Origin of the sequence: Pseudomonas sp. H1h (assembly GCF_000633255.1) — a bacterium.
GTDB lineage: Bacteria > Pseudomonadota > Gammaproteobacteria > Pseudomonadales > Pseudomonadaceae > Aquipseudomonas.
The window spans coordinates 79672-104644 of sequence record NZ_AYMJ01000002.1; the positions used below are offsets into that span (position 1 = coordinate 79672).

At 62.3% G+C, this 24973-nt stretch carries 23 protein-coding genes; 14 read left to right on the forward strand and 9 right to left on the reverse strand.

The window, feature by feature from the left end:
- Positions 1 to 47 precede the first annotated feature (47 nt).
- Complete coding sequence (gene hrpB, locus U862_RS0101170) at positions 48 to 2567, forward strand: ATP-dependent helicase HrpB (RefSeq protein ID WP_025108719.1); 2520 nt, start codon at positions 48 to 50, stop codon at positions 2565 to 2567.
- Between the two features lie 97 nt (positions 2568 to 2664).
- On the opposite strand, the gene U862_RS0101175 is transcribed toward hrpB, so the two are convergent.
- Positions 2665 to 3579, reverse strand: coding sequence for a LysR substrate-binding domain-containing protein (locus U862_RS0101175; RefSeq protein ID WP_025108720.1), 915 nt, complete (start codon positions 3577 to 3579; stop codon positions 2665 to 2667).
- Positions 3580 to 3801: 222 nt separating this feature from the next.
- On the opposite strand from U862_RS0101175, the gene U862_RS0101180 reads away from it, so the two are divergent.
- The 4 genes from U862_RS0101180 to U862_RS0101195 all read left to right on the forward strand — a co-directional run bounded on the left by U862_RS0101180 (position 3802) and on the right by U862_RS0101195 (position 8267).
- Entirely contained in the window at positions 3802 to 5292 is a 1491-nt protein-coding gene (locus tag U862_RS0101180) for an aldehyde dehydrogenase (RefSeq protein ID WP_025108721.1), read from the forward strand.
- A gap of 351 nt (positions 5293 to 5643) precedes the next feature.
- Complete coding sequence (locus tag U862_RS0101185; RefSeq protein WP_025108722.1) at positions 5644 to 6630, forward strand: ABC transporter substrate-binding protein; 987 nt, start codon at positions 5644 to 5646, stop codon at positions 6628 to 6630.
- A gap of 9 nt (positions 6631 to 6639) precedes the next feature.
- Positions 6640 to 7443 carry an ABC transporter permease gene (locus tag U862_RS0101190; RefSeq protein WP_025108723.1) on the forward strand — a complete coding sequence of 268 codons (804 nt, stop codon included), beginning with the start codon at positions 6640 to 6642 and terminating at the stop codon, positions 7441 to 7443.
- Positions 7431 to 8267 carry an ABC transporter ATP-binding protein gene (locus U862_RS0101195; protein ID WP_025108724.1) on the forward strand — a complete coding sequence of 279 codons (837 nt, stop codon included), beginning with the start codon at positions 7431 to 7433 and terminating at the stop codon, positions 8265 to 8267. The genes U862_RS0101190 and U862_RS0101195 overlap by 13 nt, the downstream gene beginning before the upstream one ends.
- Before the next feature lie 129 nt (positions 8268 to 8396).
- Here U862_RS0101195 and U862_RS0101200 read toward each other — a convergent pair whose 3' ends face one another.
- Both U862_RS0101200 and U862_RS0101205 read right to left on the reverse strand, forming a co-directional pair.
- Complete coding sequence (locus tag U862_RS0101200; protein WP_025108725.1) at positions 8397 to 9476, reverse strand: endonuclease/exonuclease/phosphatase family protein; 1080 nt, start codon at positions 9474 to 9476, stop codon at positions 8397 to 8399.
- A gap of 74 nt (positions 9477 to 9550) precedes the next feature.
- Entirely contained in the window at positions 9551 to 10225 is a 675-nt protein-coding gene (locus U862_RS0101205; RefSeq protein WP_025108726.1) for a YciC family protein, read from the reverse strand.
- A 178-nt stretch (positions 10226 to 10403) separates the two neighbouring features.
- On the opposite strand from U862_RS0101205, the gene U862_RS0101210 reads away from it, so the two are divergent.
- From U862_RS0101210 to U862_RS0101220, 3 genes are all read left to right on the forward strand, one after another.
- Positions 10404 to 11159 (forward strand): DUF2076 domain-containing protein, encoded by a 756-nt coding sequence (locus tag U862_RS0101210; RefSeq protein ID WP_025108727.1) that lies wholly within the window; start codon positions 10404 to 10406, stop codon positions 11157 to 11159.
- Positions 11160 to 11340: 181 nt separating this feature from the next.
- Positions 11341 to 11820: an NYN domain-containing protein gene (locus tag U862_RS0101215; RefSeq protein ID WP_007949802.1), complete on the forward strand. Its 480-nt coding sequence runs from the start codon at positions 11341 to 11343 to the stop codon at positions 11818 to 11820.
- 41 nt (positions 11821 to 11861) lie between these two features.
- A complete protein-coding gene (locus U862_RS0101220; RefSeq protein ID WP_025108728.1) occupies positions 11862 to 12467 on the forward strand; it encodes a PolC-type DNA polymerase III in 606 nt (201 codons plus the stop codon).
- Between the two features lie 136 nt (positions 12468 to 12603).
- Here the strand turns inward: U862_RS0101220 and U862_RS0101225 are convergent, their stop codons facing one another.
- A complete protein-coding gene (locus tag U862_RS0101225) occupies positions 12604 to 13056 on the reverse strand; it encodes an Lrp/AsnC family transcriptional regulator (protein ID WP_025108729.1) in 453 nt (150 codons plus the stop codon).
- 163 nt (positions 13057 to 13219) lie between these two features.
- Between U862_RS0101225 and yedA the strand changes: the two genes are divergently transcribed.
- Together yedA and U862_RS0101235 are read left to right on the forward strand one after the other, a co-directional pair.
- Positions 13220 to 14161, forward strand: a complete 942-nt coding sequence (gene yedA, locus U862_RS0101230) for a drug/metabolite exporter YedA (RefSeq protein WP_025108730.1) — start codon at positions 13220 to 13222, stop codon at positions 14159 to 14161.
- Positions 14162 to 14226: 65 nt separating this feature from the next.
- Positions 14227 to 15567, forward strand: a complete 1341-nt coding sequence (locus tag U862_RS0101235; RefSeq protein WP_025108731.1) for a DEAD/DEAH box helicase — start codon at positions 14227 to 14229, stop codon at positions 15565 to 15567.
- Between the two features lie 117 nt (positions 15568 to 15684).
- On the opposite strand, the gene U862_RS0101240 is transcribed toward U862_RS0101235, so the two are convergent.
- Both U862_RS0101240 and U862_RS0101245 read right to left on the reverse strand, forming a co-directional pair.
- The gene (locus tag U862_RS0101240; protein WP_025108732.1) at positions 15685 to 16926 is read right to left on the reverse strand and encodes a TIGR03862 family flavoprotein; all 1242 of its coding nucleotides are present in this window, start codon (positions 16924 to 16926) and stop codon (positions 15685 to 15687) included.
- Between the two features lie 293 nt (positions 16927 to 17219).
- Positions 17220 to 18140: a histone deacetylase gene (locus tag U862_RS0101245; protein WP_025108733.1), complete on the reverse strand. Its 921-nt coding sequence runs from the start codon at positions 18138 to 18140 to the stop codon at positions 17220 to 17222.
- Positions 18141 to 18236: 96 nt separating this feature from the next.
- Between U862_RS0101245 and U862_RS0101250 the strand changes: the two genes are divergently transcribed.
- From U862_RS0101250 to U862_RS0101260, 3 genes are all read left to right on the forward strand, one after another.
- Positions 18237 to 18806, forward strand: coding sequence for a GNAT family N-acetyltransferase (locus U862_RS0101250; protein ID WP_025108734.1), 570 nt, complete (start codon positions 18237 to 18239; stop codon positions 18804 to 18806).
- 105 nt (positions 18807 to 18911) lie between these two features.
- Positions 18912 to 19781, forward strand: a complete 870-nt coding sequence (gene tesB / locus U862_RS0101255; RefSeq protein ID WP_025108735.1) for an acyl-CoA thioesterase II — start codon at positions 18912 to 18914, stop codon at positions 19779 to 19781.
- A complete protein-coding gene (locus U862_RS0101260; protein ID WP_025108736.1) occupies positions 19778 to 20371 on the forward strand; it encodes an HAD family hydrolase in 594 nt (197 codons plus the stop codon). The genes tesB and U862_RS0101260 overlap by 4 nt, the downstream gene beginning before the upstream one ends.
- Before the next feature lie 115 nt (positions 20372 to 20486).
- On the opposite strand, the gene U862_RS0101265 is transcribed toward U862_RS0101260, so the two are convergent.
- Positions 20487 to 21440 carry an alpha/beta fold hydrolase gene (locus U862_RS0101265; protein ID WP_025108737.1) on the reverse strand — a complete coding sequence of 318 codons (954 nt, stop codon included), beginning with the start codon at positions 21438 to 21440 and terminating at the stop codon, positions 20487 to 20489.
- Positions 21441 to 22334 (reverse strand): neutral zinc metallopeptidase, encoded by an 894-nt coding sequence (locus U862_RS0101270; protein WP_025108738.1) that lies wholly within the window; start codon positions 22332 to 22334, stop codon positions 21441 to 21443.
- Between the two features lie 297 nt (positions 22335 to 22631).
- On the opposite strand from U862_RS0101270, the gene U862_RS0101275 reads away from it, so the two are divergent.
- Positions 22632 to 23510, forward strand: a complete 879-nt coding sequence (locus U862_RS0101275) for a DMT family transporter (RefSeq protein ID WP_025108739.1) — start codon at positions 22632 to 22634, stop codon at positions 23508 to 23510.
- 114 nt (positions 23511 to 23624) lie between these two features.
- Here U862_RS0101275 and U862_RS0101280 read toward each other — a convergent pair whose 3' ends face one another.
- Complete coding sequence (locus U862_RS0101280) at positions 23625 to 24938, reverse strand: MFS transporter (protein WP_371262549.1); 1314 nt, start codon at positions 24936 to 24938, stop codon at positions 23625 to 23627.
- Between the last annotated feature and the right edge of the window lie 35 nt (positions 24939 to 24973).

The window sequence follows — 24973 nt, forward strand, 5'->3', positions numbered from 1 at the left end:
TTTAACGCGACTCGCAATTTACGGTGGACACGCCCTGGGGAGCCAGCATGATTTCTTTGCCGATCGATGAAGTTTTACCCGCCCTGCGTGAAGCGTTGGCGACACGCCACGAAGCCGTGCTCGAAGCACCGCCCGGCGCCGGTAAAACCACCCGCGTGCCCTTGGCCTTGCTCGATGAAGCCTGGCTGGCCGGGCAGACCATCCTTATGCTCGAACCGCGCCGTCTGGCGGCGCGTGCGGCGGCTGAACGACTGGCCAGCGAACTGGGCGAGAAGGTCGGTGAAACCGTCGGTTATCGCATCCGCCTCGACAGCAAGGTCGGCCCCAACACCCGTATCGAGGTGGTCACCGAAGGCATTCTCACCCGGCGCCTGCAGGACGATCCGGCGCTGGAAGGCGTGGGCCTGCTGATTTTCGACGAATTCCACGAGCGCAGCCTCGATGCCGATCTGGCATTGGCGCTCAGTTTGAACGGTCGTGAACTGTTCCGAGCTGAACAGCCGCTGAAGATTCTGCTGATGTCGGCCACGCTGGAAGGCGAACGTCTGGCCGGGTTGCTGGATGACGCGCCGATCCTGCGCAGCGAAGGGCGCATGTACCCGGTGGCGATGCGTTGGGGCCGGCCATTCCAGCCCGGCGAATACATCGATCAGCGCGTGACCCAGACCGTCCTCGAAGCCTTGCACGATGAAACCGGCAGCCTGCTGGTGTTCCTTCCGGGGCAGGCGGAAATCCGTCGCGTGCATCAGCAATTGAGCGATGCCATTGGCGAGCGCAGCGATGTGTTGCTCTGCCCGCTGCACGGCGAACTGGATCTGAATGCCCAGCGCGCCGCGATCGATCCGGCTCCCGCCGGCCAGCGCAAAGTGGTGCTGGCGACCAACATCGCCGAGACCAGTTTGACCATTAACGGCGTGCGCGTGGTGATCGACGCCGGGTTGGCGCGGGTGCCGCGTTTTGACCCTGGCAGCGGCATGACCCGACTCGACACCCAGCGTATTTCCAAGGCCAGCGCCACCCAGCGCGCGGGCCGGGCGGGGCGTCTGGAACCGGGTGTGTGTTATCGCTTGTGGTCGCAGGATCAGCACGAACAACTAGCCGCTTACGGCAGTGCGGAAATTCTTTCAGCGGATCTGGCGAGCCTGGCCCTCCAGCTCGGACGCTGGGGCGTGACCCCAGGCGAACTGGTCTGGCTCGATGTGCCACCGGCGGCGGCTTATGCCCAGGCGCAGGATCTGTTGCAGCGCCTCGGCGCGCTCGAAGGCGAAACGCTGACCGCGCATGGTCAGGCCATGGCTGAACTGCCGGCGCATCCGCGCATCGCCCATCTGTTGCTGCGCGGCCAGGCGCTGGGGCTGGCGAACATGGCGTGCGACGTTGCGGCGCTGCTCGGCGAGCGCGATATCCTGCGCGGAGCCGGTGCGGATTTGCACAGCCGATTGGTCCTGCTCTCTGGCGAGGAGCGCGCATCGCGCGGTGCTCAGGGGGGCGTGCAGCGAGCGCGGCAACTGGCGCGACAATATCGGGGTTATCTGCGCGGCAAGGCGAGCGCGCCGGTCAGCGATCCCGATCACCCGCGCTGGCTCGGTGCGCTGCTGGCGCTGGCCTATCCGGATCGCGTCGCTCAGCAGCGCCGCGCCGGTGGTGCGGAATATCGTCTGGCCAATGGTCGCGCAGCACTGTTCGCCGAAGCCGACAGCCTGATGAAGGAGCCGTGGATTGTCATTGCCGACCTCGGCAGCCGTCAGGGTCAGCGCGAGGAACGGATTTATCTGGCGGCGGATTTCGATCCGGCGCTGTTCGATTCAGTGTTGGCCGAGCAGGTCAGTGGCGTCGATCAACTGGATTGGGACGAGCGCGAAGGCGTGCTGCGCGCCGAGCGCCAGCGCAAGGTTGGCGAACTGATCCTCAGCCGCGAACCGTTGACCGGTCTCGACGAAGCGGCGCGCAGTCAGGCGCTGGTCAATCTGGTGCGGCGCAAAGGTCTGGAGTTGCTGCCGTGGACGCCGGAGCTGCGCCAGTGGCAGGCACGGGTCGCGCTGCTGCGGCAACTGGATCTGGCGGCACAGACTGACAGCCAGTGGCCGGATGTCGGCGACGCGACGTTGCTGAACACCCTCGAGCATTGGTTAATGCCTTATTTGGGCAAAGTCTCGCGGCTCAGCCATTTCGCCAATCTGGACCTGTCGAGCATCGTCCGCAATCTGCTGCCGTGGCCGTTGCCGCAACGGCTGGACGAGCTGGCGCCGCATCACATCAGTGTGCCGTCGGGCTCGTCGATTCGTCTGGACTACAGCGAGCAGCCACCGATTCTCGCGGTGCGCCTGCAGGAGTTGTTCGGCCTGGCCGAGACACCACGCATTGCCGGCGGCCGGCAAGTGGTCAAGCTGCACCTGTTGTCCCCGGCGCGGCGGCCGGTGCAGGTGACGCAGGATCTGGCCAACTTCTGGCGCAGCACCTATGCCGAGGTGAAGAAGGATTTGAAGGGACGTTATCCGAAGCACTATTGGCCGGATGATCCGTTGGTGGCCGAGGCCACGGCGCGGGCCAAACCGCGCGGCACGTGAAGGTCAAAACATCACAACCTGCCATCCATTGACGGTGCGACATCGATCTACTGTGGGAGCAAACCCGCTCCCACAATGAGTCTGAGCGTGTTCGCTGCTAAATACGCGCCTTGCCCGTCAGTTGTTCCCGGCAGTAATCGGCGAACAACTGCGCCGGCTTGGTCAGTTGCCCACGCTTGAGCCAAGCCGCCACCAGCCCTGAGCCGGTGACATCTTCGGCAATCTCCACGCACACCACTTTCTTGCCGTCATAGGTGCATTCCGAATGCGGTCGGGTGACCAGCACCGAGAAGCCAAAGCCCTGGCCGACCATGCCGCGGACCATCTCGATCGACGGCGAGCTGAACTCGATGCGCGGAGTCAGGCCCAGTTCTTCGAAGAGGCTGACGAAGTAGGTCCGGCTCGGTTGTACGTCCAGCAGAATCATTGGCTCCAGACACAGGTCACGCAGCGACACTTGCTTGTACTGGGCGAAACGGTGGTCGGCCGGCAGCAACGCGTACGGCCGTTGCGCCGGCATCAGTGGCTCGGTCTGGATGGTGGCGTCGAGTTCGTGTTCATAGAGGATGACCAGGTCGAACGTGCCCGAGGTCAGGCCCAGCACCAGTTCCTGTTGTTCGCCGTCGCGGATGCGGATTTTCACCCCGGGGTAGAGCGCGGAAAACCCGGCGATCAATTGCGGCAAGTACAACGGGGCGACGGTTTCGAAGCAGCCGATGTCGATCTGCCCGGCGACGATGTCATTGTCGGCCAGGGCGTTCTGCTCGAACTCCCGGGCCATGCGCAACAGCTCCTGCGCCTTGCGGAAAAACCGTGCACCGCTGGGCGTCAGGGATACGCCTTGGGCGTGATGGCGGATCAGCAGTTGCACGGCGAAGCTGTCTTCCAGCCCCTTGATTGCCGTGGAGATCGCCGGTTGCGCGATGTACAGCTTGCGTGAAGCTTCGGCAACGCTGCCGCATTCGACGGTGGTGATGAAGTATTTGAGCTGACGCAAATTGTAGGCGGCCACGGCAAACCTCAGGACGAGCGGACTCGACTTCCAAGCAATTTGTGCGCCGCCGCGTCCGCTGCGCGACGTTGTTTTTGTCCTTGAACCTTAGTCATCCGTGCAGGTTTTGGGGAAACCGATTGAGCAGTTTTTTCATTGCCTGCGAAGACATTTTTACTGGTTTTAGCCCGCCGGGGCCTGAGCGACCATCGACTGCACAATAACGTCCAAGGAGCATCCGACGTGTTCGAGCTTGCAGAGTGGCAGCGCCAGGCCGTTGCATTGAAGTTTCCCGATCAAGCCGTGATCAACGGTCAACACTGCGCCGCGCAATCAGGGCAGACCTTCGTTGCGATCAATCCCGCCACCGGCCAGTTACTGGCCAATGTCGCCGCGTGTGGCGAGGAGGATGTGGACGCGGCGGTGTGCAATGCGCGACAAGTGTTCGAGGCCGGTACCTGGGCGCAGCGCCCGCCCGCCGAGCGCAAGCAAGTGCTGCTGCGCCTGGCTGATCTGCTGATGGAGCATCGTGAAGAGCTGGCCTTGCTCGACTCGCTGAATATGGGCAAACCGGTGATGGACGCTTACAACATTGACGTGCCGGGCGCCGCCGGGGTGTTTCGCTGGTATGCCGAAAGCATCGACAAACTCTACGACCAGATCGCCCCCGGCGCGGCCAATGTGCTGGCGACCATCACCCGTGAAGCGCTGGGTGTGGTGGCAGCAGTGGTGCCGTGGAATTTCCCGTTGGACATGGCCGCGTGGAAGCTCGCGCCGGCGCTGGCGGCGGGTAATTCGGTGATCCTCAAACCGGCCGAGCAATCACCGTTTTCCGCGTTGCGTCTGGCCGAGCTGGCGCTGGAAGCCGGCCTGCCGCCGGGCGTGCTCAACGTGCTACCGGGGCTTGGCGAACAGACCGGCAAAGCCTTGGGCCTGCACCCGGATGTCGATTGTCTGGTGTTCACCGGCTCGACGCAGGTTGGCAAATATTTCATGCAGTACTCGGCGCAATCCAATCTCAAACAAGTGTGGCTGGAGTGCGGCGGAAAAAGTGCCAATCTGGTGTTCGCCGATTGCCGCGATCTGGATTTGGCTGCGGAAAAAGCCGCGTTCGGGATCTTCTTCAATCAGGGCGAAGTGTGTTCGGCCAACTCGCGGCTGTTGGTCGAACGCTCGATTCACGACGAGTTTGTCGAGCGTCTGAAATCTCAGGCTGAGCGCTGGCTGCCGGGTGATCCGCTCGACCCGCAAAGCCGTGCCGGTGCCATCGTCGATCACCGGCAGACGGCGAGCATCATGCGCGCCATTCGCGGCGCCGAGCAGTCGGGGGCGGCCCGGGTGTGTGGCGGTCAGCAGCGGCGTTTCAATGGTTCGGACAACTTCATCGAGCCGACGATTTTTACCGGCGTCAGCGCCGACATGCCGTTGTTTCGCGAAGAGGTGTTCGGGCCGGTGCTGGCGGTGGTGCCGTTCGACGATGAAGACGAAGCGGTGCGGCTGGCCAATGACAGTGTGTATGGGCTGGCGGCGTCGCTGTGGACCGATGATCTGCATCGCGCGCACCGCGTGGCCCGACGGCTGCGGGCGGGCACGGTGTCGGTCAATACCGTCGATGCGCTGGACGTGACCGTGCCGTTCGGCGGCAGCAAGCAATCGGGGTTTGGCCGCGACCTGTCGCTGCACTCATTCGACAAATACACTCAGCTGAAAACCACCTGGTTTCAGTTGCGCTGATACCGCGTCGCCCCTTTTCGCGAGCAGGCTCACTCCTACAGTTGACCGCGTTCCACTGTGGAAGCGGGCTTACTCGCGAATGCGGTGGGTCAGTCACAGAAAATCCCTGATCTGCCCCCCCTTTGAGCACCCCCGCAAACCGCGCCCTTTAGCAGTGCACACTACCCAGTTTTTTCATCATTTGCTGCCAACTATTTCCTGATTTTCCTCGGATCGCACATGGGCCACCATCGATCTCGCCAGCCCGATGTTTCACGCCAGAGTCCAGCAGAGACCGCAGCGTGGATTACATCATCGGTGCCGGCCGTACTGCCCATGACAAAACTAAATCAACAGCGTCGGGAGTGCTCCATGATCAAGTCCTTGTGTATCCGTCTCACCCATCCTCTGGCGATCACCGCCCTGGCGGCCACGGTCGCGACCAGCGCCCAGGCCGGCACCCTGTCCATCGGCCATACCACCTGGGTCGGCTATGGCACGCTCTATCTGGCTCAGGACCTTGGCTACTTCAAGGAAAACGGGTTGACCGTCGAACTGCCGGTAGTTGAAGAAGCTTCGATGTACATGGCAGCCCAAGCCTCCGGTCAACTGTCCGGCTCGGCCTCGACCATCGACGAGGTGCTCAAATACCGCCCGCAGTTCTGCTTCAAGGCAGTTGCGGCGCTGGATGACAGCCATGGCGGCGACGGTGTGCTGGTCGGCAAGGACGTGAAGTCGTTGCAGGAACTCAAGGGCCAGGCCGTGGCGGTCAACGAAGGCTCGACGTCGCAGTTCTGGCTGTCGTACCTGCTGAAAAAGAACGGCATGAAAATGAGCGACATCACCGTGCAGAACATGACCGCCGACGATGCCGCCACCGCGTTCATCGCCGGGCGTGTACCCGCTGCCGTGACCTGGGAACCGCACCTGTCGATGGTGCGTGACAAGCAGCAGGGCAAGGTGCTGATCGACAGCAGCAGTACCCCGGGGGTGATCGTTGATGTGGTGGCGCTCAACTGCAGCGTCATCGAAAAACAGCCGCAGGACGTCAAGGCGTTGGTCAGCGGTTTGTACAAGGCGGTCAAGTACACCCAGGAGCATCCGGACGAGGCCTACGCGATCATGGCCAAAGGTGTCGGCGGCTACCTCTCCGATCCGAAGGAACTGGCCGCTGCCGCCAAGGGCGTGCGTTTCTACGATCAGGCCATGAGCGAAAAACTCCTCGGTTCGCCGGGCAAGCCGGGTGACAGCGCAGCGCTGATCAAACTGGCCAACGAAACCGCCAGCGAACTGCAAGGCAAGCCCTACAACGTCAGCCATGACGATCTGGTCGACAACCGTTTCGTCAGCCCGCTTTAGGAGGTCTGCATGTTCAAGCGCAAATCATGGCTGAGCCGCTGCCTCACGCCCAAGACCGGGTTGCCGGTGCAAGTGGTGTGGAGCGCCAGCGGTCTGGCCTGGGTGTTGCTGGTCGGCCTGTGGGCCGGGTTGTCCTACGGCGGCATCGTTCCGGGGATGTTTCTGCCAACCCCCGGCGCGGTGCTCGAGGCGGCCGTGCGCCTGAGCCGCGACGGTACGCTTGGCACCCACGTGTGGGCCAGCGTCGAAGTGGTGATGGTCGGCTTCATTGTCTCGTCGCTGGTGGCGGTGCCGCTGGGCTTGCTGATGGGCAGCTTTCGCATCGTCCAGGCGTTCCTCGAACCGCTGGTCAACTTCATTCGCTACCTGCCGGTGACCTCGTTCGTGCCGCTGTTCATCCTGTGGATTGGTATCGGTCTGGAGCAGCGCGTGTCGGTGATTATCTTCGGTGTGTTCTTCCAGCAACTGGTGATGATCGCGGACGTGTCCAAAGGGATTTCCAAGGATCTGATCAACGCGTCCTACACCTTGGGTTCCAGCCGCCGTGACGCGGTGCTGCATGTGATCGCTCCGGCCTCGGTGCCCGGTGTGCTCGACACCCTGCGCGTGACCATGGGCTGGGCCTGGACGTATCTGGTGGTGGCCGAGCTGGTCGCGGCCTCCAGTGGCCTCGGTTACCTGAGCCTCAAAGCCATGCGCGGCTTTCAGGTCGACGTGATTTTCCTCGCCATCGCGATCATCGGCCTGCTGGGTCTGGTCACCGATCAACTGTTCCGTTTTCTCCGCTTGAGGGTTGCCGCATGGGCTCAGTAACCGCTGCCAATCACCGTTTCCTCGAACCGCGAGCCGCCGCGCCGCAAGCCGCCGCGCGCCTGCAAGTGGACAAGGTCAGCCTGCGCTACAAGAGGCCCGATGGCGGCACATTCACCGCGCTGGAACAGGTGTCGTTCGAGGTGCCGGATCAGCAGTTCGCGGTACTCGTCGGGCCGTCGGGGTGCGGCAAGTCGAGCCTGTTGTACCTGACTGCCGGCCTGGCCGAGCCGACGTCCGGCGAGATCTACGTCGGCGGTCAGCAAGTGCAAGGCCCCGGTGCCGATCGCGGCATGGTGTTCCAGAGCTACACGCTGTTTCCGTGGCTGACGGTGCGCCAGAACGTCGAATTCGGCCTCAAGCGGCGCGGCATGCCGGCGGCGCGGCGCAAGGAAATCGTCGACTATTACGTCAACGAAGTGGGCCTTGCCGGGTTTGCTGACAACTACGCCAAGCAGCTCTCGGGCGGCATGATGCAGCGCGTGGCGATTGCCCGGGCGCTGGCCAATGATCCGCAGATCCTGTTGATGGATGAACCGTTTGGCGCACTGGACAGCCAGACTCGTTTGCAGATGCAGCAGCTGTTGCTGCGGGTCTGGGGCAACAGCAAGAAGACTGTGCTGTTCGTGACTCATGATATTGACGAGGCGATCCTGCTCGGCGACCGGGTCTACGTGATGGGCGCCAAACCGGGGCGGATCAAGCAGATCCTCGACGTGCCGATCGAACGTCCGCGCTCACTGGACATGGTCATGGAGCGCTCGTTCATCGACATGAAACGCGAGATCTTCGGGCTGCTGCATGACGACCTCGAAGAAGTGCACTGACTTGGAGTCATGCATATTTCCCTGTGTGTGGGCTTGCTCGCGAAGGCGTAGTGTCAGCCGCCATCAACTTTGCAGACACACCGCTTTCGCGAGCAAGCCCGCTCCCACAGGAGGTCTTGTGTTTGCTGGCTATGGGGTAGCCGGGAGCAGGAACCGGGCGATGACCGGCAAGTGATCGGAAACGCGCAAGGTATCGTCCTGCCGCACCCTCGCTTCGACCCGTTTGATTTTCGGGCTGTAGAACAGGTAGTCGACCGTGCGATCCGGGCCATTGAGGCCTGGGTCGTTGGGGTAGTGGGTCAGCCAGTGGGCGCGGTCGATGCCGCTGGCTTCGTTGTTGGTCGGGATCATCGGGTATTTGTCCCACAACAGGTGCAGCGCGCTGTCGATCGAGTAGGGCGTGCGCTGCTCGGCGGGCAGGCGCTGATACTGGCCCAGCGGCAACAGGTTGAAGTCGCCGCCGATCAGCCACGGCAGGCCCTGGCTTTCGTATTTGTCGAGCACTTTGGCCACCGCGGTCACTTGCGCCTGCAAGGTGTCATCGGGTTGTCTGGCGCGATCCAGGTGTGTGTTGAACACCGTCAGCTGCCCGCCGTCACTCAGCGGCAGTTTGGTGACAAGCAGGGCGTCCTTCGGTTGGAACTGGCGGCTGATGAGGTTCGCCGGGGGCACCGGCAGTTGCAGGCGTTCGGCGTGTTCGATGCGGTAGCGGCTCAGGGTCGCCAGTTGTCGGCCAACGCTGCCGAAGATATGCGGCTCGGGGACGAAATCGGCCTTCCAGTCGAAAGCGTGGGCGCTGCACGGGTAGAGGTCGGTGACCCGCTCCTGCAGCAGTTTGAGCTGATTCTGGTAATCACTGGCCTTGGCACCGTCATCCAGTTCCTGCAGCAACACCACGTCGGGCTGCTCGTCGCGAATCACCCGCGCCACTTCGTCGAGGCTGAAGGCCATGTCTTCCGGCGTCGGCGCTTCATCGTCGCCTTGGGCCAGGTCGTTCCAGAACACGTAGCGCTTGCCGGCGAGGTATTGCACGTTCCAGGTCATGACTTTCAGCGCCTGCCCGGGCACCAGGTTCGGCGGCGTACCGGTGCAGGTGACTGGCAGGGTTTTGCGGGCATCGGGGCGCCAGGTCAAGCTGTAGATCAGCCCGCCGATCAGGACGATGGCGAGCAAACACGGCAACAGGGTGTAGCGCAGCAGACGGGGCATGGCTCGGCTTATCGCGTTACAAAAGTGACCCCGAGCATACCCGACCGCAGACGCTTGGCCCAAGGGGCACGAGGTCAGGCCACTCCGTTGCGTTTGTCGGGCAATTCACTGATCAGCATGAACAGGCGGAACAGCACCACACTGGTAAACAGTTGCAGGAAGCTGTGTGCACTGTCGATCAGTACCGCGATCAGCGGATTCTGCGGGTCGGGGTACACCGCCAGCGTCGCGCCCTTGAGCAGCCACAACGGCCCCATCACGCACAGAATGCACAGCAGGATGCGCCAGAAATGCCCACGGGTCAGGCGCAGGCTTTCCTTCATCGCCTGCAACGGCCCCATGCCGCGCAGCACCAGCAGGTATTCAGCGAACGCCAACATCACCATCAACATCAGCCCTGGCAGAAAATACAGGGACAACCCGAGCAGAATCAGCAGCGTATTGAGCGCCGTGAGCAGGGCGAAGCGCGGCCACAGACGGGCGGACATCGCCAGCAGGTCGAGGGTGCGCGGGGCTTCGCCGCGGGTGCGGGCGTCGAGGAACAGGATCAGCGCGGCGGTGTACAGCGGGTACACCAGCAGACCGACCACGACGCTGGCGGCGGAGAAGCTGTCCGGGTCGGTGACATGGTCCACCACTTGCTGCAGCGCCGCTTCGAAGATCACCAGTGGCAGGCACAACTGCACGATGCTGGCCAGATGGCGTTTGAAAAAATACAGAGAGTCACGCAGTACATCGAAGGCATTCATCAGTCGGTATCGCAGGTCGAAAACAGTGGCTCACTTTAACCGATGATGCGCGGGCCGACACAAACGTAAACATTCGGTAAAGGTCGTTGAAACATCCTGTCACTGCCTCCATTACAGAGGAGCGCCTTGTCCACAGTGGACACGGGCAACGTTATCCCCGGCAATCTACGAGGTCGCCATGAACAGCGAAGAGCAAACCCTGATCGATGGACTGTTTTCCCGGCTGCAACAGGCCGAAACGGAGGCAGCCCCGCGCGACGCCCAGGCTGAGGCGCGGATCAAGGAACACCTGACCCGCCAGCCGGCGGCAGGTTATTTCATGACCCAGGCGATTCTGGTGCAAGAGGCGGCCATCAAGAGCCTCGACGAACAGAACAAGCAGCTGACCCAGCAAGTCCAGCAATTGCAGGCCGAACTGCAAGCGGCCAAGGCCCAGACTGCGGCCCCGGCGCCAAGCGGCGGCGGTGGTTTCCTGTCCAGCATCTTCGGTGGCAGCTCGCGTCCGGCGCCGACCCAGAGCGCTCCGGCTTCTACTGGCGGCTGGCGTGAACCGGCACCGCAGCAGAACTACGCTGCGCCACCGGCACAACCGAACTATGCCGCGCCACCGCCCAACTACGCGCAACAAGCAGCCCCGGCAGCGGGCAGCAGCTTCCTCGGCGGCGCCCTGAAAACTGCCGCTGGCGTGGCCGGTGGCGTGATGCTGGCACAAGGCATCAGCAGCTTGTTCCATCACAACCAGCAGCCTGAAGAAATCGTTGAAGTGATCAAGGAAGAGCCGGCGCAAGTGGCTGACCAGAGCACCAACGACTGGGGCAACGACCAGCGTATGGCCGGCAACGACAGCTTCGGTAACGATCAGGGTGGTCTCGCCGACACCGATTACAGCGACGACAACTCGTCGTTCTTCGATGACGACGATTCCTTCGTCTGACTGATCAGCCGCCCGTACCAACCTGTGGCGAGGGGATACATCCCCTCGCCACAATCCACCATCCGTCCGGAGTGGTGGGTTGATTATTCGCGCCACCTTCCTGTGGACTGGCATACTGGGCGCCTTTTTCGGGCCTGGCGCCTGATCCCGCTTCGTGCGCTATGCGCTCACAGGAATCCCGGTGAAAAAAATCGCAGTGTTCGCCGACGTGCAGAACCTCTACTACACCGTGCGTCAGGCCTATGGTTGTCACTTCAACTACGCCGCATTGTGGGCAGACATCAGCAAGGACGGGCAGATCGTCGAGGCCTACGCCTATGCGATCGACCGTGGTGACAGCAAACAGCAGCAGTTCCAGCAGATCCTGCGCAACCTTGGCTTCACCGTGAAGCTCAAGCCCTATATCCAGCGCAGCGACGGCTCCGCGAAGGGTGACTGGGACGTGGGCATCACCCTCGACATCATGGACGCGGCCGACCATGTCGACGAAATCGTCCTGGCCTCCGGTGACGGTGACTTCGACATGCTGCTCGAACGCATCATCAGCAAACACGGCGTACAGGCAGTGGCCTACGGCGTACCCGGCCTGACCGCCAATTCGCTGATCCGCGCCGCCAGCCGTTACGTGCCGATCGAAGGCGCGTTGTTGTTGAAGAATTAAGCTGTTACTGAAGAATTGATTTGTACGGAGTTGAACCCGGTTTGGAACGCATTGCAGTCATCGACTTTGAAACCACCGGCCTGTCGCCGAACAGCAGCTGCCGCGCCACGGAAATCGCCGTGGTCATGCTGGAAAACGGGCGCATCGTCGAGCGTTACCAGAGCCTGATGAACGCGGGTGTACGCGTCCCGGCCTTCATCGAACAACTGACCGGTATCAGCAACGCCATGCTGCGCACCGCACCCTCGGCCGAGCGGGTAATGGAGGAGGTCAACGAATTCGTCGGCTGCACGCCGCTGGTCGCGCATAACGCATCGTTCGACCAGAAGTTCTGGGACTTCGAGCTTGGGCGGATCAAACGGACCCGTCTGCAGAATTTTGCCTGCTCGCTGTTGTTGGCGCGCCGCCTGATGCCAGCGGCGCCGAATCACAAGCTCGGTACTCTCACTGCATTCGCCAGCCTGCCGCACACCGGTCAGGCGCACAGGGCGATGGCGGATGCGGAGATGGCGGCCAATCTGATGGCGCATCTGGCGCAAGAGTTGCGGCACAAGCATGGGGTGCGTGAGCTGAACCACGACCTGCTGTGCAAACTGCAAAAAGTCCCGGCAGCCAAAGTCAGCGAGCACCTGCAGCGCTACCGCTGATCCCGAACCCAACACAAAATCCCCTGTGGGAGCGGGCTTGCTCGCGAAAGCGGTGTGTCATTCGGCAAATATGTTGTCTGACACTCCCTCTTCGCGAGCAAGCCCGCTCCCACATTTGGATCGTCTGAGTGCCTGATTACTTGCCGTTGTTCTCGATGAGCCCCAGCGGCACGCGTTTCTCGATCGCGCTCGACAGCACAATCGAAGTCTTGCTGAAGCCGAACTTCGCCACGCGGTTGATCAGCTCTTCCAGCTCCGGCATCGAGCCCACCGCGCCCTTCATCATCACGCACGGATCGCCCGTCACTCGAAAGCACTCGGTCAGTTGCGGAATTTTCACCAGTTCGTCGTAGACCTTCTGACTGCCGTTCTGGTGCAGGCGCAATTCGATCATGCACTGGATCGGCAAGCCGATTTTCGACAGGTCGATGTTCGCCTGATACCCGGTGATCACCCCGCACGCCTCAAGCTTGGCCACGCGCTCGGCCACAGCCGGAGCCGAAAGGTTCACCTTGCGCGCGAGGTCGGCGTAGGACGCGCGACCGTTTTCCAACAGGGCGCTGAGCAGCATGCGGTCGTATTTGTCCAAGACCAGACTCCTGAAATTGCCAGACTTTCGAAATCACGGTTTATCCCGATGATCTCCGTTATTTCAAAAGTGTACCGGCGCTATAAACAGGTTTTGTAACTTATTTTTGCTCGCAGGCCTTTCTAGAATAATCCACACCCTGCCTCTGACCGTCGAGCTGCCCATGCCTGCCTTGCGCCGTTTTTCCTTGCCGTTGATCGCCGCGTTTTTCGCGCTGTACGTGATATGGGGGTCGACCTACCTGGTGATTCGCATTGGCGTCGAATACTGGCCGCCGCTGATGCTCGGCGGGGTACGCTTTGTGATTGCTGGCAGCCTGATGTACGCCTTCCTGCGCTGGCGCGGGGCACCGGCGCCGACGTGGGCGCAGTGGAAAGCGGCGGGGATCATCGGGATTTTGCTGCTCAGCTTCGGTAACGGCGCGGTCAGCGTGGCCGAGCACACGGGCGTGGCTTCCGGCGTGGCGGCACTGGCGGTGGCGACGGTGCCGTTGTTCACCTTGCTGTGCGGGTATTTCTGGGGTGCGCGCAACACTCGACTGGAATGGGCCGGGGTAGCGTTGGGGATTATCGGCATCGCCATGCTCAACATGGGCTCCAACCTGCAATCGAGCCCGATGGGCGCGGCGCTGCTGATTTTTGCGGCGGCGACCTGGGCGTTCGGCTCGGTGTGGAGTAAACACCTGCCGCTGCCGCAAGGGGCGATGGCCAGTGCCGTGGAGATGCTGGTGGGCGGCGTGGTGCTGCTGATCGGCAGCGCGGTGAGCGGAGAACACCTGCAAGCCGTGCCGCCGGTAGAAGGCTGGCTGGCGCTGGCGTACCTGATTTTCTTCGGCTCGATCATCGCCTTCAATTCCTACATGTACCTGCTCAAGCATGTGCGTCCGGCGGCGGCCACCAGTTATGCCTACGTCAACCCGGCGGTGGCCGTGTTGCTGGGGATCGTGTTTGTCGGTGAGACCATCGGCCTGGAAGAAGCGCTGGCGATGCTGGTGATCATCAGTGCCGTGGTGCTGATCGGTCTGCCGCAATGGCGGCGCCCCGCGCAGCCACCCGTCGTGGAGGCGCCGAAGACAGCCATTCCCGCAGAGCAACGTGTGAATTAGGGTAAACTGCGCGCAATTGCACTCTTGTTTTGCGCAACCGCGCTGATTTTTCCTACGGTACTCCCATGACTTTCGCCACCCTTGGCCTGATCGAACCCTTGCTGCGCTCCCTCGAGACGCTCGGCTACCAGACTCCAACGCCGGTCCAGGCGCAAGCCATCCCGGCCGTTCTGGCCGGTCGCGACCTGATGGCTGCGGCCCAGACCGGCACCGGCAAGACCGCCGGTTTCGCCTTGCCGCTGCTGCAGTTGCTGGCCATGGAAGGGCCGAAAGTCACCGCCAACTCGGTGCGCGCACTGATTCTGGTGCCGACCCGCGAGCTGGCCGAACAGGTTCACGAATCCGTGCGCCAGTACGCTGAAAACCTGCCGCTGCGCACCTATGCGGTGTACGGCGGCGTGAGCATCAACCCGCAGATGATGAAGCTGCGCGGCGGCGTCGATCTGCTGGTGGCGACGCCGGGGCGTCTGCTCGACCTGTTCCGCCAGAACGCGCTGAAATTCAATCAGCTGCAAACCCTGGTGCTGGACGAAGCCGACCGCATGCTCGACCTCGGTTTCTCCGAAGAGCTGGCGAACATCTATCGCGCGCTGCCGAAGAAGCGCCAGACCCTGCTGTTTTCCGCGACGTTCTCCGATGACATCCGCCTGCTGGCCGGGCAGATGCTCAACGATCCGCTGAGCGTCGAAGTCAGCCCGCGCAACGTTGCAGCCAACACCGTCAAGCAATGGGTGGTGACGGTGGACAAGAAGCGCAAGCCGGAACTGTTCGTGCACTTGATGCGCAAGAACAAGTGGAAGCAGGTGCTGGTGTTCGCCAAGACCCGCAACGGCGTTGACGCGCTGGTGGAAAAACTCCAGGGCCTGGGCGTGAATGCCGACGGCATCCATGGCGACAAACCGCAGGCGACCCGCCAGCGTGCGCTGGATCGTTTCAAACTCAGTGAAGTGCAGATTCTGGTGGCCACCGATGTGGCTGCCCGGGGTCTGGACATCGAAGACCTGCCGCTGGTGGTCAACTTCGACCTGCCGATCGTGGCGGAGGATTACATTCACCGCATCGGTCGTACCGGGCGCGCTGGCGCTACGGGCGAGGCGATTTCGCTGGTGTGCGCCGATGAAGTGAACATGCTCTCGGCGATCGAGATGCTCACGCGTCAGACCTTGAAGCGCCAGAACGAGCCGGACTTCGAACCTGAGCACCGCGTGCCGGATACCGATGCCAGCGGTCAGGTGATCAAAAAGCCGAAGAAACCGAAAAAGCCGAAGACCTCCGGCGGCGGTGGCGGCAAGCGCAATCTTGGCAAGTGGGTCGACAGTGGCGATACCCAGGCGCCGGAGCCTTCGATCAAGCCTGTGCGTAAAGTGCCGGTGTTCAATACCGGGCCGCGTAAGCGCAAACCTTGATTTGATGCGGCGTCTGTAAGGACGCCTTCGCGAGCAAGCCCGCTCCCACATGGGTCTTCAGTGAAATGGAGATATCCTGTGGGAGCGGGCTTGCTCGCAAAGGGCGCACCGCAGTCTTCAGCCCTTGCGCTGCAACCACTCCAGCAGCCCAAACCCCGCAGTCCGCCCACTGGCAAAGCACCCTGTGAGCAAATAGCCGCCCGTCGGCGCTTCCCAGTCCAGCATCTCCCCCGCGCAGAACACCCCCGGCAACGCCTTGAGCATCAAGCACTCATCCATCGCCTCGAACATCACGCCACCGGCGCTGCTGATCGCTTCGTCCAGCGGACGGGTTTTCACCAGGGTCAACGGCAATGCCTTGATCGCCCAGGCCAACAGCGCCGGGTCGGCAAAGGTTGTCGCGTCAGTCAATTCACGCAGCAGCGCCGCTTTCACCCCGTCGATTCCGACCTGACTGTGCAGATGCTTGGCCATCGAGCGCGAGCCTCGCGGTTTGCTCAACGCGGCCTGCAATTTATCCACAGGCCGGCCCGGCAGCAGATCGATGTGAACCGTGGCTGAGCCATGCGCGTTGATCGCCTCGCGAATCGGCGCCGACAGCGCGTAGATCAGGCTGCCTTCAATGCCCGTTGCGGTGATCACGCATTCGCCCAGGCGCGGCACATCGTCGTTCAAACCGATAGCGACGTTTTTCAGCGGTGCGCCAGCGAATTTGCTGACAAGCAACTCGCTCCAGGCCTGCACCTCGAAGCCGCAATTACTCGGCTGCAACGGCGCCAGTTCTACGCCTTTTTGCTCCAGCGGCAGCATCCACGCGCCGTCCGAGCCGAGTCGCGACCAACTGCCGCCGCCGAGGGCGAGCAGGGTGGCATCGGGTTTGACGGTGATGTCGCCGTCGGGGCCGGCGATGCGCAGTGCGCCGTGTTCATCCCAACCAAGCCAGCGATGGCGGGTGTGGATAACCACGCCGCAGTCGCGCAGGCGCTTGAGCCAGGCACGCAGCAACGGGGCGGCTTTCATGTCGGTGGGGAACACCCGACCGGAGCTGCCAATGAAGGTCTCGATACCGAGGTCGTGAATCCAGCGGCACAACGCATCGGCGTCGAAGGCGCGCAAACAGGGTGCGATTTGCGGTGCGCGTTCGGCATAGCGCGCGAGGAACGCCGGGTAGGCTTCGGAATGGGTGATGTTCATGCCGCCGACTCCGGCCAACAGGAACTTGCGCCCCACCGACGGCATGCCGTCGTACAGATCGACGCGCACGCCGGCCTGGCTCAGCACTTCGGCGGCCATCAGGCCGGCGGGGCCACCGCCGATGATGGCGACGTGAGCGGGGAGGGGGGCGGATGTCTGGGTCATGGCGAGCGCTGTGGTATGGCGGGATAAGGCGCGCATTCTAACAGCGCAGATCGATGTGGGAGATCCCTGTGGGAGCGAGCCTGCTCGCGAAAGCGATGGGTCAGTCACTTTTATGTCGACTGTGCCGACGTCTTCGCGAGCAGGTTCGCTTCCACAGGGAAATCATGGTGGGTTCGGTATCTGGTTAAAAAACAACCATCAAGCTGTACGCCATGTTCGCTGTGGCCTGTAGTCCCTTTCGCTCAGGTTATCCACAGGCCGTTCCACAGCCATTGTGGGTAACGCAGCACACTTTAATGACAGCCCAGTGACTGCCAGACTCGTTGCGCGCTGTGGTGCAGGATGCCGTGGCGGCGGGCGAGGGCGTGGCGATCCTTGCTGTAGCCGCCACCGATGACCCCGACCACCGGGATGTCACGGCCCAGACAATGGCGCATCACGCTTTCATCGCGGGCGGCGACACCGGCGTCGGTCAGTTGCAGATAACCGAGGGCGTCGTCCTTGTGCACATCAACGCCGGCGTCATACAGCACCAGATCCGGTTGATACAGCGGCAGCAGGTAGTTGAGTGTGTCATCCACCACTTTCAGGTAATCGGCATCGCCCATGCCTTTGGGCAGCGGAATGTCCCAGTCGCTTTCGGCCTTGCGTGCAGGAAAATTCTTTTCACAGTGCAGGGAAACGGTGATCGCCTCTGGCGTGTCCTGCAGGATTCGCGCGGTGCCGTCGCCCTGATGCACGTCGCAATCGAAGATCAGCACCCGGCTCACCCGACCGCTTTGCAGCAGGTAATGGCTGATGATTGCCAGGTCGTTGAAAATGCAGAACCCGGCCGGGTAATCGTAATGGGCGTGGTGTGTACCGCCAGCCAGGTGACAGGCCAGGCCGTGCTCCAAGGCTTTTTCGGCCGCCAGAATCGAACCGCCGACAGCCCGCACGGTGCGTCGGGCCAGTGCTTCGTTCCATGGCAGGCCGAGGCGCCGCTGGTCTTCGCGGGACAACTCGCCGCTCATGTAGCGTTCGATATAGCTACGGTCATGGGCGAGGGCGAGGATGTCGTTGGGGCAGATCTCTGGACGCAGCAGATCAGCGTCGCGGGTCAGGCCGCTGTCGACCAAGTGATCGCGTAGCAAACGGAACTTGTCCATCGGAAAGCGGTGATCCGCCGGAAAGTCGGGGCTGTAGTCTTCGTGGTAGATCAGCGGCACTGGCATGGCGATTTCTTATCAGTACTTGGGGTCAGGAACGTAGGAAAGCGTGAAGGATCCTACCAGCGATGTAGACTTGCGGCATGGAAACGGAGGGGCACGATGGAGCCGATACAGGAACTCGAAAGCGCACGCCTGTTGATGCGCCAGTGGCGCGACGAGGATTTGCCGGCATTTGCTGCGATGTGCGCCGATCCTCAGGTGATGCGCTATTTTCCGGCGCCGATGAGCCGCCTGGAAAGCGCGTCGATGATCGGTCGCGTGCGCGGGCATTTTGCCGAGCACGGTTATGGCTTGTGGGCGCTGGAACGCAAGGACAGCGGCGAGTTCATCGGTTTTACCGGCCTCGGCGTGGTCGGCTTCGATGCGCCATTCACCCCAGCCGTGGAAATCGGCTGGCGTCTGGCCAAGGAACATTGGGGCCTGGGTTACGCCAGTGAGGCAGCCTGGACGGCATTGCGCGCAGGCTTTGATCGGCTGGCGCTGAAGGAGATCGTGTCCTTCACCGCACAGAGCAATCTGCCGTCGGAGAAAGTCATGCAGGCGATTGGCATGCATCACGACCCTGCCGATGATTTCGATCACCCCAAACTGGCTGTCGACCACCCGCTGCGTCGACATCTGTTGTACCGCATCACCCGGGAGCAATGGCTGCAGACCTTGCATGGCTAAGCCGACACGGACGTTTACAATGGCGCGACAGTGGCTCGCGCCAGAACCTGAATGGGCCGCCGCAGCCAAGACTGCGTGGCATAGCGTTGTGTGAGGAGAGTCTGAATGAGCCAAGTGTTGGATGATCTGGTCGACCTGCTGACCCTGGAGCCGATCGAGGAAAACCTGTTCCGTGGCCGCAGCCAGGACTTGGGTTTCCGTCAGTTGTTCGGTGGTCAGGTGCTCGGTCAGTCGCTGTCGGCGGCCAGTCAGACGGTTGAAGAGGCGCGTCATGTGCATTCGATGCACGGCTATTTTTTGCGCCCCGGCGACGCCAAGTTGCCGGTGGTGTATTCGGTGGATCGCGTGCGTGATGGCGGCAGTTTCAGCACTCGCCGGGTGACGGCGATCCAGAAAGGGCACCCGATCTTTACCTGCAGCGCGTCGTTTCAGTACGACGAGGAAGGCTTCGAACATCAGAGCCAGATGCCGGTGGTGGTCGGCCCGGAAAACCTGCCGTCGGAGCTGGAACTGACCCAGCAACGCGCGCACCTGATCCCCGAGCACATGCGCGAAAAACTGCTGTGCCCGAAACCGATCGAAGTGCGCCCAGTCACTGAAAAAGACCCGTACAACCCGCAGCCGGCCGATCCGGTGAAGTACGTGTGGTTCCGCGCCGACGGTGCGCTGGCCGACATTCCGGCGTTGCATAAATACCTGCTGGCCTACGCCTCGGACTTCGGTCTGCTGACCACCTCGATGCTGCCCCACGGCAAGTCGGTCTGGCAGAAGGACATGCAGGTCGCCAGCCTCGATCACGCGTTGTGGTTCCACAACGATCTGCGCGCCGATGACTGGTTGCTCTACGCGATGGACAGCCCATGGGCCGGCAACTCCCGTGGCTTCTCCCGTGGCAGCGTGTACAACCGCGCCGGGCAACTGGTGGCGTCGGTGACCCAGGAAGGCTTGATTCGTCACCGCAAGGACTGGGCATGAGCCTGAGCGATGTGAAGCACTGGGTGTTCGACATGGACGGCACCCTGACCGTCGCGGTGCATGACTTTGCGGCGATCCGCGTGGCGCTGGCGATTCCGCCCGAGGATGACATCCTTACCCATCTCGCAGCGCTGCCAGCCGATGAAGCGGCAGCGAAGCATGCGTGGCTGCTGGAGCATGAGCGTGATCTGGCGCTGGGTTCAAAACCGGCGGTGGGTGCGGTGGAGCTGGTGCGTGACCTGCACGGGCGCGGTTATCGCCTTGGCATCCTGACGCGCAATGCACGGGAACTGGCGCATGTGACGCTCGAAGCGATTGGCCTGGCCGACTGCTTCGCGGTGGAAGATGTACTGGGCCGCGATGAAGCTCCGCCCAAGCCGCATCCTGGCGGGTTGCTGAAACTGGCCGAGGCCTGGAACGTGCCGGCCAGCGAGATGGTGATGGTCGGTGATTACCGCTTCGATCTGGATTGCGGGCGAGCGGCCGGGGCGCGGACGGTGCTGGTGAATTTGCCGGATAACCCGTGGCCGGAGTTGACCGACTGGCATGCGCAGGATTGTGTGGTGTTGCGGCAGATGCTTTCGGCCTGAGATCTTCAGCGCCTGCCAGATTGCCTTCGCGAGCAAGCCCGCTCCCACATTCGGAATGTATTCCCCTGTGGGAGCGGGCTTGCTCGCGAAGAGGCCAGAACGGCCACCGCAGGGATTACTGATCGAACAGGGCTTTCTGCCCCTGCGGCGATGTCAGCATCCCATCACCGTTATGCCCCACCCCGGGCACCTCGACCAGTCGCTGATTGACCCCTTCCGGATGGCGGCGCAGCAGGTAGCCGAAAAACAGTTTGCCGCGCTCCAGGCGATAAGCGCCCTGGGCTTCGGCGGCGCAACGCTTGTCCAGCGCCGGATGCTGCGGGTCGATGTCCTGTTGGCCGAGCAGATAAATCACCTCGCGCTTGATGTAACTGCTTTCAAGCTGCAAAGGCGTTTGCCCACCGGCGTACACCGGCATGTCGCTCAGACCGTACTTCCAGCGATTGAAACCCGGGCACTGCGCGTGATCGAACGCCACGGGCCGCTGTTCGTTGAAATAAGCATACGAAGACGGATTGGCCACGACATACCGCAGACGAATGCCGTTGGCCTTCAGTGCCGGCTGATCCTTGGCGAGCAGGGCATAGCGCTGCACCACTTGGCCGCCACCGGAATGGCCGAAAATCACGATCTGCTGCACATCCGGGAACTGCTTGCGATCACTGACCCGCGCGACGATTTCGTCCAGTGCAGCGTAGGAGCTCAGCGGATTCGGCCCTGTGGATAACCCGCCACCCATCCACTCGTTGCCTTTCCAGCGCAACAACGTGTTCGGCAGGGAATACAGGGCGACGTCACTTTCGTTGAGAAACTGCGGGGCGATCACCAGCGTGTGCGCGGTTTGCCCGGCGAGTTCGGCGGCGCTCTCGGCACTTTTGCGATAGGTCTCGGCGTTGCGCAGACGACCGTGAATGACGATCAGCACCCGTTCGATCTTCTCCGGCGCCGGGCCGAGTCCGACAGCCATTTCCCCGGCCTTCAGTTGCAGGCGCCCGGGACTGATCGCGTCGACACCGGCGGCTTGGGCACTGCCGCCGATGATCAGTAAAGCCAAAAGCCATTTACGCATTTAGAGGTTTTTCGCGGCGAAGGTATCGCACTGGCCGACCTGGCCCTGGGCGAATCCGGTTTTGAACCAGCGCACTCGTTGCGCCGACGTGCCATGGGTAAACGAGTCCGGCACCACACGGCCCTGACCCTGTTGTTGCAGTCGATCATCACCGATGGCGTTGGCCGCGTTCAAGGCCTCTTCGACGTCACCGGGTTCCAGCCAGTTCAGGCGCTTTTGCGCATGGTAGGCCCAGACGCCGGCGAGGCAGTCGGCCTGCAATTCCTGACGCACCAGCAAACCGCCATCGCCTTGCATCTGCCGGCCCTGCTGGCGGGCTGCCTGGATTTTTGCCGAGACACCAAGCAGCGTCTGCACATGGTGGCCGACTTCATGCGCGATCACGTAGGCCTGGGCGAAGTCGCCGGCGGCCTTGAAGCGCTGGGCCATTTCCTGGAAGAACGCCATGTCCAGATAGACTTTCTGATCCGCCGGGCAATAGAACGGGCCAGTGGCCGAGGTGGCGAGACCGCAGGCGGAATTCACCCGGTTGCTGAACAGCACCAGGGTCGGATCCTTATATTGGCGCCCGGCCTGCTGGAAAATCGCGCCCCAGGTGTCTTCGGTGTCGCCAAGAATAGAGCGGACGAATTCGGCCTGCTGGTCATTGGCCGGTGGCGCTTGACGGGTTTGCGTTGTAGCGGGTGCCGATTGCTCGGTCATTTGCCCGGTGAGCTGGCCGAGGATCTGCAAAGGATCCTGCCCGGTGATCCAGCCGATGCCGACGATCAGCAGGATCGCCCCGAGGCTCAGGCCCTTGCCGCCACCGAAACGCATGCCACCGCCACCGCTGTCGCCCTCATCACCCCGGGCGTCGACGACGTTGTCACTGCGTCGGCCTTTTTTCCATAGCATGTGGGAATCCTCTATCTGTACCGGGTGAAAGTTGCGTGGTGATGAGTGTTGCTGGTGCGCAGGAGCGGCGCCAGTCCGGTCGTCAGACAGCCGGGCGGCGCGACGGTTCTGTCGCCGCCAGATTAGCGTTTTAGCCGCGTGCCCGGGAAGGTATCGTGTGCAGTGCGGTGGTTTCTACTCTGTGTGGAAACGCGGTGCGGGTGAAGTCGTGCGTTGTTCGCCCAGTATTTGGTTTGTCGTGTGTGAGAGTCTGACGCCTGGCTCTAGATTGTTGCGCAGTATTTACAAGGAGAGCTCATGACCGTCAGCACACCGTTATCCGGCGTCAACCAACCCTTCAAAGGGATCTTGCTGATTGTCCTGGCGACCTTTCTGTTTTCCAGCCATGACGCGCTGTCGAAATACCTCTCGGGTTTCTATCCGATCGTGATGGTGGTGTGGGCTCGGTATCTGGTGCACACCTTGCTGATGGCGGGGATCTTTCTGCCGCAGTCTGGGTTGCGGGTGCTGCGCACCAAGCGACCGTTGTGGCAGTTGGCGCGGGCCTTGTGCCTGTTGGGCACCAGTCTGTTTTTCACCACCGCGCTGCTGTACATCCCGCTGGCCGAAGCCACGGCAGTCAACTTTCTCGCGCCGGTGCTGGTGACCGCGCTATCGGTGCCGTTGCTCAAGGAGCGGGTGACGCGCGGGCAGTGGATCGCGGTGATCTGCGGATTCATCGGCGTGCTGATCATCGTCCACCCGGGAGGTGAATTGTTCACCCCGGCAGTGCTGTTGCCCTTCTGCTCGGCGCTGTTCTTCTGTTTCTATCAACTGCTCACGCGCAAGCTCAGCGAATTCGACAGCCCGACCACCAGCAACTTTTTCGCCGGCCTGTGCAACACGTTGGTGATGAGCGCGCTGGTGCCGTTCTTCTGGCAGGTGCCGAGCTTGGGGCATGGGGTGTTGATGCTGGCGCTGGGCACCTGCGGGATGACTGCGCACCTGTTTCTGACCCAGGCGTTCCGCCACGCCGCGCCGGCCTTGCTGGCGCCGTTTGGCTACTGCCAGATCGTGTTTGCGGGGTTGTTGGGCTGGGTGGTGTTCAAGCACACGCCGAGTCTTTTGACGGTGATCGGGATCGCGGTGATCTGCTGCAGTGGATTGGCGGCAGCGTGGCAGCAAAGCCGTCGCTGAAGAAACGCAAATCCCTGTGGGAGCGGGCTTGCTCGCGAAGGCGGTGTTTCAGTCGGCATCTTCAGTGACTGAGAGGACGCTTTCGCGAGCAAGCCCGCTCCCACAGGGGCGGGGTTACTCGGTGATCGTCGGAATCTTGCGCGGCGCCAGGAAGTACATCCACGCCAGTGCGATGAAGTACATCGCCGGAATCAGCGTGAACAGCACCGTGTAGTTGTTGTGGGTGACGGTCAGGATGTGGCCGACGATCTGGGTCATGAACATCCCGCCGATCGCTGCGCACATGCCGCCGAAACCGAACACCGTGCTCATCATGTGCTTGGGCGTGTAGTCCATCACCAGGCTCCAGATGTTCGCGGTCCAGGCCTGATGCGCGCCGATCGCCAGGGAAATTGCCGCCACCGCGACCCACAGATTGCTTGAACCGGCCGCCATCACCACGCCGATGATGCAGCAGGCAAACAGGAACATCGACAGCAGCCGTGCCTTGATCGGGTTCATCCCGCGGCCAATCATGAAGGACGACAGGATGCCGCCGCCGACACTGCCGAAGTCGGCCGTGACGTAGATGATGATCAGCGGAATGCCCATCTGGGTCACGTTGATGCCCAGGTTGTATTGCTGATTGAGAAACGGCGGCAGCCAGTACAGGTAGAACCAGAACACCGGCGCGGTCATCGAGTAGGCGAGGGCGAAGGCCCAGGTGCCACGCATGCGCAGGATGCGCGAGAACGGTACGCGGGCCTGCTCCGGTTCGACTTCCTGCTGGATGTAGTCGAGTTCGGATTTTTTCACGCTCGGATGGTCTTCCGGGTTGAAGTACTTCAGCCCCCAGAGCAGCAGCCAGATCCCGCCCAGTGCCGACATGCACAGGAACGCCGCCTGCCAGCCCCACACATGGAGGATCAGCGGCAGCAGCATCGGCGTGAACATCGCGCCAACGTTGGTGCCGGCGTTGAAGATGCCGGTGGCGACCGCACGTTCACCGGCCGGGAACCACAGGCGCGTGGTTTTCACGCAGGCCGGGTAGTTGGCCGCCTCGGTCAGGCCGAGGATGAACCGGCAGACCATGAAGCCGACGGCCGAGGTCGCCAGGCCGTGAGCGCCGGTGGCCAGGCTCCAGAGCAGTACCGCGCAGAAGAACACGCGCTTGACCCCGACCCGGTCGATCAGTCGCCCCTGCAGGACGAAGCCGATCGCGTAGCCCACCTGAAACCAGAAGTTGATGTTGGCGTAATCCATCGCCGTCCAGCTCATTTCCTTGGCGAGGATCGGCTGCATGACGCCCAGGGCGGCGCGGTCGATGTAGTTCAGGGTGGTGGCAAAAAACACCAGCGCCAGCATGCCCCAACGGGTCTTGCCGACGGCCATGGCGCCGCGGATCTTGTCGCCGATGCCACCCGTGGCAGTGCTCATGGCCGGAGCCATGTGGGAAGTCTGTGAAGGAATCATTGTTCCACCCG